This is a genomic window from Algorimicrobium echini (genome assembly GCF_900115185.1).
GTDB classification, from domain to species: Bacteria; Bacteroidota; Bacteroidia; order Flavobacteriales; family Flavobacteriaceae; genus Algorimicrobium; species Algorimicrobium echini.
The window spans coordinates 202918-219774 of record NZ_FOVN01000004.1 but is presented as its reverse complement, the minus strand read 5'-3'; the positions used below and the strand labels follow the sequence as shown (position 1 = coordinate 219774).

Sequence of the window (16857 nt, the reverse complement as noted above, 5' to 3'; positions counted from 1 at the left end):
ATGAGGTATTAAAAGGACCAATCCCATTCAACGTTTTCAGAACGAGATGTGGGCTTTTGCTGGCCATTTGTTAACGTTTTTACCGAATTATAAATATAATCCTTTAACTTCGAAATGGGCACTTGCTGTTTCCCTTTCCAGGTATCATAACTCAAATCATACATGCCGTTTATAAAACTATATGTAAACACGCCATTTTTCCAATCATCACTTTCATAAGCAAATTCTTTACCGCCTGCTGCAGAAATAACATAAGCACCATTACCACGGTCCAAATCATAAAATAGAGACTGCATCAGCTCAAAACTGGTTTTTAAACCTTGCTTACTATTTTTACTTTCAATACCGATACTGCCTTTTGGTGTAAACTCGGAAACATTTTCGTTTGTTAATTTCGTTTTTTGTAAAGTTTCTGTTTCGTCTAATTCACCACTATGGCAAGCATCCAAAAGCAACAACTTTCGTCTTGCTGGAATATCACTCAATAAATCCTGAATATCCTGATATGCCAATCCATTCGGTTTTGGATTATTAAAATCAATATCATGCGTGGCGAAATAAAAATTGAAATCATCATCTACTAATCCATGACCAGAAAATGATACCACTACAATATCATTAATGGTTGTTTTTTTTAGTTTCTCTTTCAGCTCCTTAATCAATTTTTTGGTTACCATCTGATTCGTTAGGGTATCAATTACCACTTGGTCTTTATATTTGGCTTTGAAAAAAGTTGATAAACTCCTAACATCCTTATCAGCGTATCGCAAATTCATTGTGCTATCTTGATATTCAGATACACCAATTCCAATATAATGCACGCTATAGTCCGTATCTTGATTAGCATGAGTTACAGTAAAAGTTTCTGGATTACTTTCCACGTCGTTATCATTTAAAGCCACAATAGTAACGGCGTTTTCGCCACTGTGAAGTTTAATAGTTTCCTCTAGAATTTGATTAGAAACAGGTTTTTTAAGAATAGGAACACCATTGGCATAAATATGAATTTTAGTAGCAGTTTCCGATAATTTAATCTGTAACTTCAAAGTACTGGTTTCCGTTACCAATGGAAGATTGTTTTTATTCAATAGTTCCAATTCTGGACGCTTAACTTCTAGAAAATTGGTATTCTCGGTGAATCCATGACGTTGTAAACGTTTTAAGAAAGCTTCCTTATACACGTCAATAGTCGTGTCATCAGCGAAACCTAATATTCTTAATATGGTATCTGGTCTGTTTAAAAACAACTCATAATTCAATATCGGAAATGCTGATAAGTTTTGAACAAAATGGAAATTTCGAATATCTTTTTTGGAGGCTTTAAAATAACCTTTGGGTGTCACGAAAGCCATTGAAACACTTTCATCTTTTTCAAAAAAAGACATATTAAGTTCCAAGTTATAGCTATTTAAATCAACAATCTTTATTTCTGAATCTTTTAATAAAACAAACAGTTTATTGTTATTTCTATAGAACGATAAAACTTCAGAAGTACCCAATCCTAATTTCTTAAACGGTGTTTTTGTGTCTTTTTTCCAAAAAAATAGATTCCCAGAATCATCACCTGCTATAAGTACTTTTTTATCGGATAGATAGGTAACTGTTTTTAAAAAAGAACGTGCAAAATAACGTTCGGGTTGGTTACTTGCTTCGGCATTGATATTGGTTACTAAAACATCTTGGTAATCGGTTTGATAACTATTTCCATCAGAATCTAATTGATGAATAATCTTATCAAACTCATAAAGTACGTCCAGTGTTTGTGTGTCAAACAATAAAGATTTCACGGTATTTGAAACACCATATGGGTTTGAACTGATAAGCACTTGAGAATCCTGATTTGAAAATGACACATTTTGAACTGGAAAATCCAACTTGTGCTTTTTAACTGTTTGTTGTTTTAAGTCAATAACATACATTATCCCTGAATTGCTGTAAGTAGCATTATCGAAAGCAATGGCAAATGTATCATTAGGAGAAACCTTAAGGGTATACGAAAAATTAGAATCCTTTTTTTCATAAATTTTTTCACTTACCCATATATCGTTTTCAAGCGCATCTATTGGCGCTATTTTGAATTGAAAATACGGCCTATCCACATTATATACTTTAGAATCTATCTGCAATAAATCATCTGTATTATGTAGTAGGGCTGCATGATTAAAACTATGTAGTTTTTTGTCTACCTCCAAAGTTTTTAGGTCAACCAACCATTCATTTTTAAACAGCAAATAGCCATTTTTATTCAAACTAATATCGTCTTTCTGGGTAAATAGTGTTTCGCCGATTTTCCATGAAATAGTCTGTTCCTGATTTGGTAAATACGTATAAATATCAGATTGGTACTGATAGGTAATTCCAAATTTATCAGCAAAAAAATTAGAGCTTCCATAGGGTAATGAAAAACGGCGTTCAAGTTTTTTGGTTTGTGAATCATAGTGATGAACCTCCAAACTATCTGAAAATTTATAATCATTTTTAGTAAGAACGACGTAGGAATTGTTTTCATGAGAAACAACAGATTCAACGTGATTATCTGTAAGTTTAATAAATTGAGATTGGGTATTTGTTTCTAAATTATTAATAGAAACAGACTGTTTGTCCATTTCTAAAATCTGGGTATTTGAAAACGGAAAGAGTGTTTTAAGTCCAGTTAATGCTTGCGTTTTAACAACTTGCTCCTGCCCAACACTAAAAGTTTCTAACGTTAATGCTTTAATTTCACTTTCTGAAACGCGACCTATATTATTAGTGTTGTCATTAAAATGCTCTATTAAAATGGTTGAATTATCTGGTAATAAGGTAAAATCATGAATGGTAGTATTAGTATAATTCTTGTTTTCTAAATCTAGTACTTTGGATATTGTTAAGTCGTCAGTATTTAATTTAATTAGTGATTCTCCACCTCCTATACACCACCAATTTTTAGTGTTGTTAGTTGTGTTAAAGCAAAAAATATTTGTTGTAAAAGGGTTAAAAAAATCGGATTTAAGTAAGTTAACACGTGCTATTCCTGTTTCAAGGTTTAAGACCTTTACTAAAAACTCATTGTAACCTTGTCCTTGATATTTTTCAAAAATAAGACACGTTTTTTCATCGGCTCCTAAAAAAGCGGTTACGGAGTTCTCAAATTTTAAATCGTATAATTTTTTTCGGTCTAAAACTGACCAAATTTGCAGCTTATCACCCTCACCTGTAATCATGAGCCTTTTGGACTTATTTAGCCTAGTATAACCATTGGTGAAATTATTTTTTTGAATACTTATTGCTTCAGGATTATAAATGGTATCCTGTGATGCTACAGTTTTTACCTTTGCGTAAATAGCATCATCTTTTAAAGAATATTTATAGAGGCCATGAATACCGTTTGAGTTAATTTGAGATGTATTTGAACCATATATGAAGAGATCATTCTCATTGATTTTGAAAAACCCTTGAATATTAAAAAACGGTGTTAAATTAGACCAAATTTTAGTTGAAATAATTTCCGTCTCAAAATCCTGATTGGTAATTTCACCATCTGTCATTTTCCAAATACTGTTACCTTCAACATAATGACCAATAGTTACATTCTCTGGGATTGTTTTTAACAATGATAGATTATCACGACTGTAAATACTGATGTTTTCATTTTCTGAAAATCTATAATCATCCGAAGTTTTAACGACAAGTATGTATTTCCCATTTGGGCTAAATAAAATATCTTTTGGATGATTTGTAAATGAAATAGAATTCAACACAGACATATCATTTATTTGGCGTAATTCCAATGTGTATTGATAAATTCCTTCTTTCAAGTCATTGTAATACGCAACGGCTAAAAATTGGTTATCTGGTGAAATTGCCATCTTTTTTATAATCCCATTTGAGCCAATCTCTAATTTTTGAGGGTTAACATAAAAGCCTCCTTTTTTAGCACCTTTCATTGGGTTTCCAGACCGATCAGTATACTCAAAATAATCGTTCATACCCACAACATTTACATTCCCTGAGCCAAAGGCAATATGTGCATTACCAGGCAGTTTTAAGTCTAACAACTGATGATTCCGAATGTTATAAAAATAAGTTGTGTCTTGAGGATACTCTAAAAACGGCTGTCGGTTTGCTGGTAATCCATAAGCTGTTTGCGCTACATATTTTGCTGAAACAACATCTAAATTTCCGTTAACAAACTCAATTTTCTGAACTGTTTTATCTGGAAACTGTTTTATTGCTATGGAGTCTGTGAGTTTAAATGTCTCGGTATTTACAACATAAAGATAATTTCCTGTAGCCAATACCAATTCTTGGGTATCAAAACGCATCGTGGCATCAATAATAGGATTTGAAACCGCTATTATGTCATTTTGAGATATTGTTACTTGAGTAAAAAAAGCAAAAACAATTAATACTATCTTGTTTCGATTGTGAACACAAACTGAACAAAACTCTAAAAAAAGTAGCCGTTTTTTTAATAAGTACATTTTAACCAATCATTAATTCGTGATTTTTTTTATTGTAGATGCGCCATCTTTTACAATAGCATCTTTATTTTTACTTAATATACTTGGCAATTGATTAATGTATTTACTCTTATTACCTTCGTATTCTTCTAATTGCACATTTACTTTTAAAACACCATACGTACTATTGTTTGCTATTTCAGATGAAATAGGAATATCGTAATACCATGGTGATAAAATTGGTGTTTTTATTTGGTTGTCTGCTCCATACTTTAAATTTTTAAAGTCGTATTCTTGCTCAATTAGTGTTTTTTTCATGGGCGAACCATCTGTGCTTCGCCATTGTCCTTCAATTGAAATAGAAACCCGTGCATTTAAGTTTTCATCTGAAAACACTTTTGTTTTGGAAAAAAACACTCGTAAAGCATCAAAACTAATGCGACTTACTCCAGGATTTTCTGGGTCGCTGATAATATCAATTTTAGCATAAAAATTCAAAAGATCGTCCTTGTCATCACGGATAACATCTTTTAAGGACAAAGCACCTTCTGTTCCACGTGTTTTTGGTAGCGCATTAACATCACTAGTTATTAGGCGAGTCATGTTTGTTTTTTCCTCAACAACCTGTGGTTTAGCGTATTTAAAAATTTCAATTGATTCGTAAGTTTTTTCTACTTTATCAGAAAACGTATTGTAATAATCATTTACTGAAATGGACTGTGCATATGAGCTTGTTAATTGCTTTGCGCTTTGATCTGCTAGATATTTGGCTCCTATGAATAACCCTTGTAACGCTATATCTATCATCCCTCCACGAGATTCTGCTTGTTTCAAGGAAACAATAAATTCTTCTTCCGCTTTAATATGGGATCTTTGGTGTGCACCACAAGAACTTAAGAGAATTGCACCTAAAATAAATGGAATAAAATGCTTCATGTTTAAAAATAATAAATTAATTACTGATGTATAAAATTAAGACTATAATCTGCCCTTACGTGCGTTTTTTAAATATTTAAAATTTGATTTAGATCCAGATTTTTTAGCTGTTTTTTCAGGATAATCTCCGTCATTGTTTTTTTCATTAGCTGAAACACCTCGTTGAACAAAAAGCTGAATTAAATTAATACGATCCATTTGAGCAGCTAGATGTAATAAATTATTTCCATTTGAATCTTTAACGCCTAAATCAGCACCAGCATCAATTAACTGATTAATTCCTGTTTCAAAATTATTTTTAACGGCCAGCTGTATGGGTGTTGGGAGATTATCATAAGAAACATCAGGATAGATATCATAATCTAGCAAGATTTTTAAGAGTTTAGTGTCTTGCGTTGCAATGGCCTCCTTCATAAGGATATAACCATCAATAGGACTTAATGCGTCTTTTGTAGCAGACAACATAGCCTCTAGCATACTGTATTCCTTATTTCGGGCAGCAAGAAATTCAAGTCTACCTTGCAGGTTTGTATACTCATAGTTAAAAATCCAAGAATAGGAACTCCAACTATTAAAACGATCTACCAAACCGTTTTCAATAGCATATTCTAAATTCTCATAGACTGCTCTAATTAAAATTTCACCTGGAAGTTTATGTATTTTATGTGCTTGACAACCTGCATTATATTCTGCTGATGAAAACTGAACCGTTTTTACGCAGTCACATTCTGGGTCGTATATGTAATCGCCTGAATACGTTCCATTGCTATATTGTGTGGCTCCACGAACTAAAATACCTTCAATAAATCCATTCGGATCAAAAACGGGACCTCCTGAATTTCCGGGAAACGCATCGATATCACTTTTAAAAAATTGTTCCTCTTCGTTACTAACAACAATGGCATTTTCTGAAAATTTTAACGGTAAACCTGTTGGTGTTCCTATGGTATTAACTTGACTGTTTTTAGAAACCTCTCCACTTGTTCTAAAGCGATACGGTGCTCTTTCTGATTTTCTATCCAGTTTTAATACCGCATAATCTTGATTGGTCTCGTCATCTAAAACTGACGCTAGAACATCCACTACTTCATACATATTATTTTTAGGAACTTCTACGTATTTATAGTATTCATCATACTCTAGCTCATTGGTATAATCAAAAACCCAAATCCACTTTTGGGCATCTTCTAACGTTTTAACACAATGTCCTGCTGTAATTAAAATATCTGGTGCAATTAAAAATCCAGTGCAATTTGCTACAGTTGGTTGATCAAGATACCGAACATTTTCATCAAAGTTTTTGGTCTCAAAACGATCAGAAAGCATTTCACGTAGCGTATAGCTGTAAAGCTCATTACCGTCAATAACATTTTTAGAAACCATAGCTGCCGTAGCACGAACAAAGTCTTTGATTCCTTCGGCATCTCTTACTTCTTTTCTATCGTCATCGCCAAAAACACCGCGTGGTGTTGAACCTAATTCTCCAAATGGGTATTGAAAAGGTTCAGGGTCATTCTTTTCTTGTGCAAATAAGGTAATTGAACAGCAAAGGAATGCTGAACAAATAAGAAATTTTGTTTTCATGGTATTAAAATTTTGATACTATAGCGTTGTTATTAAAAACTTAATTGTCATTCCTGTTATTGTTGGGTCAGAAACTTCAAAGTAAGCATAATGCTAATTAACCAATTATTATACCAAGTCACAATTTTATTTAAATAAAAAAAACAAAATCACTTGTTAATATACTGATAATGAGGAGTTAACTTAAAATATAATATACTAAAATTTAATCTTTAGAAATAAACAAGCCATACACTCATGAGTATGGCTTGTTCCACATAACTAATTATTAAAAAACTACGACATGAGTATTTTCATGTAAACGTCACTTTTAATTTTCCGATACGTTTCTAAATGTTTCCTATATCTGGAACAATAGGTATCGTGTAAATTAATATAGTATACGTCACATTCTAAATCATTACATTCATTATGTTTTACAATGGAAGTTCTATAATTATAGAGCTCATTTAAGATATTTGCATTTTGTTCAGACGATTCCAATAACGCATCACGCAACAATTTGTCATTCAATTTATTAGAAGCTATTTTAGCCAGCCAATCACTCTCATCTGTCACATAATTTAGATGGGTAATCCAAATATCTAGCTCTTGCGTTCGTTTAACTTGAATGATTTCTTCATCCGTATTGTGATTAAAAAATGTACTTGTTTCCATTATAATTGATAGTGTTTGTTTGATTTATTTTGCTTGACATTTACAATACGAAGCTTCTTGATACCACCTGGAAATTCCCAATCAATAATATCATCTTGAGCATACCCCATTACAGCCGATCCCATTGGTGTTAAAACTGATACCTTATTATTTTGATAGTTTTTTTCATTAGGTGTAACCAATTCAAAGGTGTTTTTCCAACCATCATCAGTGGCTACAGTAATTTCAGAATTAAAACGAACAACATCTAAAGGTACCAGTTCATCATCATTTATTACGGCATTCTTTAATTCGGCTTCCAGCCTCTTAATAGAGTATTTACGCGTATCTTCTTTATAGTTTGCAGATAAATTCAATAATCGTTTTAAAATTATATACTCTTTTTTTTCTAATATCAAGCTTCCGTATTTCATTTTAAATTAAAGTTTATTTATGGAAAAATTCCACGTTGGATATATGCTTTTTCAATCCGCTCAATAGCTATAAAATAAGCTGCAGAACGCAAATCAATTTGTTTATCTTGAGAGGTTAGTAAAACTTTTCTGAATACTTCTTTAATTTTTTTATCAAGCTTAATCAGTATCTCATCCAGTTCCCAAAGCTCTCCATTTCGGTTTTGCAACCATTCAAAATAACTACCAATTACACCACCTGAATTACAGAGGATATCTGGAATAACAGTAACACCACGTTCTTGTAGTATTTTTTCAGCCTCTACTGTTGTTGGTCCATTAGCACCTTCAGCAATTAAAAATGCTTTTATTTGAGAAGCATTTTCAGCTGTTATTTGATTTCCTAAAGCGGCCGGAATACAGATATCACAATCCAAACCAAAAAAGTCTTCCTTCAATACAGCTGTGGATCCAGGGAAACCTTGAACAGCACCTTGGTTGTTTTTTGTGAATTCAAATAAATGCTCAACGGAAATACCTTCTTCATTAGCAATAGAACCAAAGGCATCTTGAACACCAACCATTTTAGCGCCTTCTAATTCCAAAAAGTGCGCTGCCCAATAGCCAACATTACCAAAACCTTGAACAATAAATGTTTTATTTTTTAAGTCCATATTCTGGCTCTCGGCCCAGTATTTTATTGTTAAGTACACACCAAAACCAGTAGCTCTATCACGACCTTCTAGTCCGCCTGAACCAATGGGTTTTCCAGTAACAACATGCTGGTTTTTTGAACGCTCTGAAGGCGCTTTTGTAGACATATAGGTATCAGCAATCCAAGCCATAGTTTGTGCATTGGTATTGACATCTGGAGCTGGAATATCATGTTCAGGCCCAATGTTTTCTCCTAAAGCATAGGTAAAACGTCTAGTAATTCGCTCTAATTCTGCGTGAGAATATTTTTTAGGATCCATTTGAATACCACCTTTAGCGCCACCATATGGTAATCCAGCTAATGAAGTTTTCCAGGTCATCCACATCGCTAAAGCTTTAACAGAATCTATGTCAATCGTTGGGTGGTAACGCAAACCGCCTTTATAAGGTCCTAACGCATTATTATGCTGAACGCGATAACCTTTAAAAATTTCAACGTCTCCATTATCCATTCGTACTGGGAAATGAATAATGAGTTCATTATTGGTTACTGCTAATATTTTTTTAATGTTTGGGTTTAATTCTACCATTTCAGCTGCAGCTTCGAACTGTTTCATAACATTCTCCAACATGCCCTGTTTTGGTTGTTTTTTCTTTTTTAATTCTTTTGTTAAAGTCATTTTTTTATTTTTTAAATAAGTGCAACAGTAGGTTCATTCAACACTTGGTCGAATGTTTTATTGATTTTTTTGGTTTCTTTTTTGGTATCTGCTTTAGCAAGCTCATATTCACTACAGGACCAAATAAATGTTTTGTTCGAGGTGAGGTTGCACGATTGTACAAATCGGCAGTCTTGGCACAAACTTCTTTCCAGTGTATGATTCATAAATTAGTTTTTAATTTCCATGAACCAAAAGGCAACAGGCATGCCAATAAAAAACCAAATACAGAAAATCAACATTAAACATCTGACTATTAAATGTTTAATGGTTTTTAGAAAATTTAAGTCTATTTATAAATTGGGGAGAAATAACCCAACTGTGTAAAAACAACCCAGTATTTTAAACAGTCTATTTAATTTTTTCGCTTAATGTCTTCCTATCTATTTGAAGAATTTTAGCGGCTTGGGATTTATTATTATTGGTAGCTTGAAGCACTTTTAAAATGTAGTTTTTTTCAACAACTTTTAGTGGTAGTAGTTTGGTGTTTTCTTGCGGGAAACTAATATGGTGTTTTAGCTGTTGTGGTAAATCTGCAATGGTAATTTGTTTATCACACATTATAACGGCACGTTGTATAACGTTTTCCAATTCTCTAATATTTCCTGGCCATGAGTACCGCTCTAAAACGGCCAAGGCATCTGGAGTAATACCTATAAATTTATCTTTATATTCAACACCATATTTGAATAAAAATTTTTCAACTAATAAGGGAATATCACCTTTTCGATTTTTAAGTGTCGGAACATCAATTTCAACAACTGTTAATCGATAGTACAAATCTTCTCGGAAACGTCCATTTGAAATAAGTTCTTTTAAATTACTATTTGTTGCTGCAATCACGCGCACATCGATAGGTTCATTTTTTTGCGAGCCAACACGGGTAACTTCCTTTTCTTGTAGCACACGTAGCAAGCGGGATTGTGTTGCCATAGAAGCATTTCCTATTTCATCTAAAAAAATAGTTCCATTATTGGCAGCTTGAAAAAAACCATTTCTATTAGATTCTGCACCTGTAAATGCGCCTTTTGTATACCCAAATAATTCAGATTCTAAAAGGTTTTCTGGAATAGCACCGCAATTGACTGCTATAAAAGGAGCTGCTGCAAATTTTCCTGAATAATGAATGGCACGTGCTACTAATTCCTTACCGGTACCACTTTCACCTGAAATGAAAATAGTAGCCTTATTATCTTTAACACGATTAATAACCTCTAGCACAGTCTTAAAGTTTTCCGACTGACCAATTAAATCACCATAATTTTTAGATTGAAATTGTGAATTAGGTAACTGAATTGTTTTTTTAGGTCTTCCTGAAAAGGCTTTGGAAACAGCTGTTTTAAGTTCTTCTTTGGTAAATGGTTTGGTTAAATACTCCAGTGCCCCAGATTTCATAACTTCTAAAGCACCATCAATAGACGGATATCCTGTAACCACTAGCTTTGGAATATCAGGAAAATGTTCAGATACATATTTTACTAATTCCAAACCATCTACTCCTGGCATTTTTAAATCGGTTATGAGTAAATCAATAGATTTATCTTGCAGAATACCAATAGCCTCTTTTACAGAAACAGCCTTATATGTATGATAATTTAAACTTTGTAAGTGACGTTGAAGCAACTCTAAAATATGAATATCATCATCCACTAATAATATATTTTCTTGATGCAATGTCATAATCTAATTTTTAGGGAAACTAATACTAAATATAGTGCCTTTAGGCGAATTATGCTTATGTTTAATAACACCTTTATGGCTTTTTACAATACCATGAACAACGCTTAACCCTAATCCAGAACCTTCTCCTACAGGTTTTGTAGTGAAAAAAGGGTTAAAAATATTATCACCAATATTAGAATTAATTCCAGAACCTTCATCGCTAATTTCAATATTTACTTGAGTTTTATCTTGAAAAACCGATACGTTAATATGGCCGCCTACTGGCGAAAAATAAATAGCATTAATAATTAAATTAAAAATAACTTGAGTTAACTGAATAGCGTCAACGCGAAGTGGTATATTTTCATCCTGGATATTTACATGACAGGCAATTTGTTTTTTTAAAAAGTTAGGTTTTAATAAACTTATAGCATCTTTGATAATAGGGACTATATTGGTGAGTTCCATTTGTTGAGGCATATCGCAAGAAAAAAACATCAGTTTTTTTACCACCTCTCGGGAGTAAATTGCGCTATTCATTATTTTATCTAAATCTTTTAAAACAAATTCTTGATTTTTAAATTGATCTTTTAATAATTCTGAATAGCCTAAAATATTAGCCAAAGGCGTGTTAAGTTCATGAGCAATTCCAGCAGTAATTTCGCCTAAAATAGATAATCTGTCTGCGCGTTCAACCTGCCGTCTAGAAATGATTTCTTTTTCTATAATTTGCTTACGTTCGAATAAATTACCCAATTCTAAAGAGATTTTTGCTAACAGTTGCCTTTCTTCATTTAAAAAACTGTTTTCGTTATATTTTGCTTTAGAATACCCTACTTTAATTGAACCAATACTTAAATTAAAAGCCTTAATTGCAGATAACATAAATACTTTATCGTCTGGTCTTTGTCCTACTTCAATATGAAAATCAGAAACAATTAATTCAACCGATGTGTCTTGTGGATATCTAATAGCCTCTTTTAAGCTCAAAGCTATAGCATGAAGTGTTGGCTCTAAATTATCTAAATCGCAATTAGATATATGCGAACTAATTGTGTACAAACACGTTAATTCTTTGATGCGTTCTTTTAATTTATCTTCAGTGGTTATGAGTGGAGACATAATAACATTTATACGATAAAGGTAAAATTACACTATTAAACTATAGTATTCAAAGTTGAGATAATAATTACGTTTTTTAACAACGAATTAGCTTTAAAATATAACCTTCTTTATATATTATAAATACTTTTGCAGGATGAAAAATGTAAACGTATCTGTAGAAAAAGTTAATATTGAATTTATTGCAATCATGGCCTCTTTAATGGCTATTGTAGCGCTTTCTATAGATGCACTTCTTCCTGCCTTACCAGATATAGCGACTGATTTTGGTATAACTGATGCTTCTAAAAACCAACTATTAGTAACCATGATATTTTTAGGCTTGGGTTTTGGCCAACTTATTTTTGGGCCACTTTCAGATAGTTTTGGAAGAAAACCTATTATATATATTGGATTTATACTGTTTGTAATAGCTAGTATATTATGTGTTACAACTGGCAGTTTTGAGTGGATGCTTTTAGGAAGAATTGTGCAAGGTGTAGGATTGGCAGCGCCAAGAACCATTAGTATTGCTATGGTTCGGGATTCTTACCATGGAGATTATATGGCCAAAGTAATGTCCTTTGTGGTGATGATATTTATTTTAGTTCCAGTCATAGCACCTACATTAGGACAATTTTTAATTACGTTTTATAACTGGCATTCTATTTTTTATGTCAATTTAATTTTTGGGGTTATAGTGATGTTTTGGTTTTGGAAACGACAACCTGAAACCCATTTAAAAGCTAAAAGAACAAAGTTAACACCGCAACTTTTTAATGAAGGTGCCAAAGAATTTTTCAGGCACAAGGATGCTGTAATATATACTATTATTTCAGGTTTGATTACAGGCTCGTTTATGGTTTATTTAAGTACCTCCCAACAGATTTTTGAATACCAGTATAATCTGGCTGAACTATTTCCTTATATTTTTGCTAGTTTGGCTATCTCTGTTGGATTCTCAACCTTTATAAATAGCACATTAGTATTGCGTTTTGGCATGAGACGCATTGCCTTTACAGCTGCAGTTTGTTTTTGTATTATTTCCATATTATATGTTCTGATATTCTCATCTGGAATGAATCCAGATCTTTCTGTATTAGTAATATTCTTCGCGCTTCAGTTTACAGCTATCGGTTTTTTATTTGGAAACTTACGCTCTTTAGCCATGGAACCCATTGGTCATATTGCTGGTGTTGGAGCCGCATTAAACGGTTTTTTTAGCACCATAATGGCAGTCCCAATTGCTGGTTTTATTGGCGGATTTGTTACCGAAAGCGTACTCCCACTTTTTATTGGGTTTTCAATCTGTGGTTGTTTATCGGTTCTTTTATTTCTAGTTGTAAAAAATGACACTAAAGTTGAAGTCCTTCAATAATAGCAACAACTGAAGAAATAATATACTCCACACCTATTGCTATAACAATAAACCCTATAACACGAGACAAAGCATTTATACCAGATGCTCCTAAAAAATTGACTATAAAATGCGACGATTTTAAAATTAGATAAATACTAATTGTTGTTACTAACATAGCCATTAATATCACACCAATTTGAATGGTAGATTGGTACTCCTGATTGAAGGTAATTAACAAAGAAATGGTTCCTGGTCCTGCAAGCATCGGGATGGCTAAAGGTGTTAATGATATAGCCTCTCTAGAATGGATATCTTTTTGAACTTTATCTCGTTTCATACCCTTGTGCTCCTTAAACTTGCCGGTGAGAAGTGCAAATCCCGAAGAAGCTATAATTAAACCTCCTGCTATTTTTAAGGCATTTAGACTAATGCCAAAAAAAGATAAAATATACTGACCTGCAAAAAAGGAAAGTAACAGTATTATAAATACGTTTAACGCTGTCCAAAATGCTGTAATGGCACGTTCCCGTTTAGTGTTTTCTTGAGTTAAACTAACAAATACAGGAACGGTTCCTAGTGGGTTCATGATGGAGAACAATGCTCCAAAACTGATTAAAAATAAATCCATAGTTTTTTTCTACAAATTCACTGCTTTTAATCAACTTGAACGTTACGGTACGTTTAACCTATGATATGAAAATTGTTAAATTAAACCGTTCTTTTTCTTCTTGAATGTTTTTTAGGTTTTTTTTCTTGTATCCGAACATACACTAGCTTGAAACGCCCATTACCACTTTCACGCTTATCAATTTCAAAAGTATCAATCGAGCTTATTAGTGGTGTTAATTTAGCAAAGCCATAATTACGAGAATCAAAATTTGGTTGTTTCTTTTGTAACAAACTACCCACATCTCCTAAAAAAGCCCAGCCGTCATCATCTGCCAAATCTTCAATGGTTTGTGATATTAACTGAATATCCTTGGAGGTAATTTTATCATAATTTGCTTTAGACGATTTCTTTTTATCTTCGGAATCGGAATCGGAATCGTTAGAAGCCTGCTTCAATATTTCAATATAAATAAACTTATCACAGGCCACAATAAACGGTTTTGGTGTTTTCTTTTCTCCAATTCCATATACTTGCATACCAGCTTCACGTAGTCTGGTGGCTAATTTTGTAAAATCACTATCGCTAGAAACTAGGCAGAAACCATTAACTTTTTCGCTATATAGAATATCCATAGCATCAATAATCATGGCACTATCGGTTGCATTTTTTCCAGTTGTATAACCGTATTGTTGTATAGGTGTAATGGCATTTTCTAATAGCATGTTTTTCCATTTTGCTAAATGCGGTTTAGTCCAATCGCCATATATCCGCTTTATGGTTGGATTGCCATATTTTGCAATCTCTTCCATCATTTCTTTAACGTAAGCGGACGGTATATTGTCGCCATCAATTAGCACTGCTAGTTTAATTTCCATTACTGTGTTATTAGGTATTTGGTAGAATGTAAAGTTAACGAACTAGCTTTTAAAAACCAGTGTTTTGAAGGCTTTTTTAAGTATCTAACTTAAAGGATACCAACTACTCAATTTTAGTTCCAGGCATATTTTGCCCATTTTGATGAAGTGTCAAACCGTTTACAACACCTTCAGATGACACATTAAAGGTAACTTGTGCATCTACTACTTTTAAATAAAATTTATGCACTGCTGACGGATATAATTTAAATTGACTTTGCCCTGTTGCTTGGGCTAAAAGTTGTGTACCGTCTCGTGTTACTGTTATATTAAAACCAGGAGCTAATTGGTATACACCCAAATAGGTGTCTAAAACAGCTTCTGAAACCTGAACGTCTGACACAATTTTACTCACATCAAAATTTAAAGATTTCAAGACATCTTTGGCATTTTGATTGGCTGGATTTAATTCCAATGATTTTTTGTAATTAGCTATAGCCAGAGCTGTATCGCCTTGCTTTAAATAGGCTTCTCCTAACGAATCAAAAGCATTAGAGGAAGCAGGGAATTCGTTGGCTGTAAGTTGAAATAGTCTGATAGCAATCAAATTTTTATGAGCACTTAAATACTCATATCCTAGTCGGTTTAAATCTGTTTCTTTAAAACGATAAGCATCTGTTGCTTCTTTTTTCGTTTGAAAATATAGTTTTACAGCAGAATCCACATTATTAGCTTCAATATCCTTTTTCATGATGGTGGTAATGGCGGCTTGTGGATTTACTAAAGGCGTTGGGCTTCCCAACAAGTGAAACCCTAAAGCATTCATATTTTCAGCTGCATTACTTAATACAACAACACCTTTTTTTGAACCCTCAACAAAACCTGTAAATGACGTGTAACCACCTGTACGACCGTTATGCCAAACAACATTACCTTTATTTTCATAATGCCAACCTAATCCAATATTAAAGGTACTATCCGTATTAACATAAGCTTCTTGATGTGCCAACTGCATGGCAGGATTAATAGGTGTTTTAGAAATTTCTAAATTGGCTTTTAGAAACGAAATCATATCTACAGCTGTAGAACGAATACCACCAGCAGCAGCAATTACATCAAAATCCCAATTAGAAACTTGCAGGCCTTCACTATGGCCATAAGCTAAATGGTTTCGCATATTATCGGATAGTTTTAATGCCGTGTTTGGCATACCACAAGGTGTTGTAATACGCTCTTTTATTAAAGTTTCATAAGTTTTTCCTGTATGCCACTCTAAAATATGGCCTAACAATCCCATGCCTAAATTAGAATACTCATATTTTTCACCAATATCCCTAGTCAATTCCAGCTGGTTTAAAAATACATACATCATTTCGGGTGTATAATCTACATAGGGATTTAAAGGATCTTTCGGGTTAAAATTATCAGGCATTCTTGGTAAAGCTGATGTATGTGTAGCTAAATCATTCAACGTGATTTCTTTACCATTTCGGGTTGGTAAGGTGACAGATTTAGGTAAATATTTAGAAGCAGGATCTGTTAAAGCCATATGGCCTTTTAAAACTTCATCTGCCAATAACGTTGTTGTAAATACTTTTGTAATGGAACCTATTTCAAAAACAGTGTGCTCATTAACTGGTATACCAGATTTTACAGATGTATTCCCAAAACTATAGTATTCAGTGGTTTCGCCATCTATCATACCGATAACAATACCCACATTCAAACCATTTTCTACACGTGCTTGAATATGATTTTTAACAGCATCAGAAATGAGTTGGTTTTGCGAATAAGTGCTAAAACTCAAAAAAAATGCGAAGAATAAAAGCATGTAATTTTTCATAATCTATTAGTTATCTATAGTATGAGACGGTTTTAATAAAAAA

The 16857-nt window shown here is 33.0% G+C and carries 13 protein-coding genes; 1 reads left to right on the top strand and 12 read right to left on the bottom strand.

What is annotated here, in order from left to right; all coding sequences use genetic code 11:
- Positions 1-8: 8 nt before the first annotated feature.
- From BM239_RS10975 to BM239_RS10940, 9 genes are all read right to left on the bottom strand, one after another.
- A complete protein-coding gene (locus BM239_RS10975) occupies positions 9-4463 on the bottom strand; it encodes a caspase family protein (protein ID WP_092208522.1) in 4455 nt (1484 codons plus the stop codon).
- A 12-nt stretch (positions 4464-4475) separates the two neighbouring features.
- Positions 4476-5378, bottom strand: a complete 903-nt coding sequence (locus tag BM239_RS10970; RefSeq protein WP_092208520.1) for a hypothetical protein — start codon at positions 5376-5378, stop codon at positions 4476-4478.
- A gap of 42 nt (positions 5379-5420) precedes the next feature.
- A complete protein-coding gene (locus tag BM239_RS10965; RefSeq protein ID WP_092208518.1) occupies positions 5421-6962 on the bottom strand; it encodes a S1 family peptidase in 1542 nt (513 codons plus the stop codon).
- A gap of 276 nt (positions 6963-7238) precedes the next feature.
- Positions 7239-7619 (bottom strand): hypothetical protein, encoded by a 381-nt coding sequence (locus BM239_RS10960; RefSeq protein ID WP_092208516.1) that lies wholly within the window; start codon positions 7617-7619, stop codon positions 7239-7241.
- Complete coding sequence (locus BM239_RS10955; RefSeq protein WP_092208514.1) at positions 7619-8032, bottom strand: GreA/GreB family elongation factor; 414 nt, start codon at positions 8030-8032, stop codon at positions 7619-7621. Before BM239_RS10955 ends, BM239_RS10960 begins: the two co-directional genes overlap by 1 nt.
- 17 nt (positions 8033-8049) lie before the next feature.
- Complete coding sequence (locus BM239_RS10950; RefSeq protein WP_092208512.1) at positions 8050-9345, bottom strand: Glu/Leu/Phe/Val family dehydrogenase; 1296 nt, start codon at positions 9343-9345, stop codon at positions 8050-8052.
- 11 nt (positions 9346-9356) lie between these two features.
- Positions 9357-9551 (bottom strand): hypothetical protein, encoded by a 195-nt coding sequence (locus BM239_RS15320; protein WP_143094916.1) that lies wholly within the window; start codon positions 9549-9551, stop codon positions 9357-9359.
- Positions 9552-9735: 184 nt separating this feature from the next.
- Entirely contained in the window at positions 9736-11064 is a 1329-nt protein-coding gene (locus tag BM239_RS10945; protein WP_092208510.1) for a sigma-54-dependent transcriptional regulator, read from the bottom strand.
- 3 nt (positions 11065-11067) lie between these two features.
- A complete protein-coding gene (locus tag BM239_RS10940) occupies positions 11068-12168 on the bottom strand; it encodes a sensor histidine kinase (protein WP_092208508.1) in 1101 nt (366 codons plus the stop codon).
- Between the two features lie 136 nt (positions 12169-12304).
- Between BM239_RS10940 and BM239_RS10935 the strand changes: the two genes are divergently transcribed.
- Positions 12305-13525: a multidrug effflux MFS transporter gene (locus BM239_RS10935; protein WP_092208506.1), complete on the top strand. Its 1221-nt coding sequence runs from the start codon at positions 12305-12307 to the stop codon at positions 13523-13525.
- On the opposite strand, the gene BM239_RS10930 is transcribed toward BM239_RS10935, so the two are convergent.
- The 3 genes from BM239_RS10930 to BM239_RS10920 all read right to left on the bottom strand — a co-directional run bounded on the left by BM239_RS10930 (position 13503) and on the right by BM239_RS10920 (position 16814).
- A complete protein-coding gene (locus BM239_RS10930; protein WP_092208504.1) occupies positions 13503-14135 on the bottom strand; it encodes a MarC family NAAT transporter in 633 nt (210 codons plus the stop codon). The two genes, BM239_RS10935 and BM239_RS10930, sit on opposite strands and share 23 nt — an antisense overlap.
- A gap of 80 nt (positions 14136-14215) precedes the next feature.
- Positions 14216-14992 carry an NYN domain-containing protein gene (locus BM239_RS10925; protein WP_092208502.1) on the bottom strand — a complete coding sequence of 259 codons (777 nt, stop codon included), beginning with the start codon at positions 14990-14992 and terminating at the stop codon, positions 14216-14218.
- A gap of 103 nt (positions 14993-15095) precedes the next feature.
- Entirely contained in the window at positions 15096-16814 is a 1719-nt protein-coding gene (locus BM239_RS10920; RefSeq protein ID WP_092208500.1) for a serine hydrolase, read from the bottom strand.
- Positions 16815-16857 lie beyond the last annotated feature (43 nt).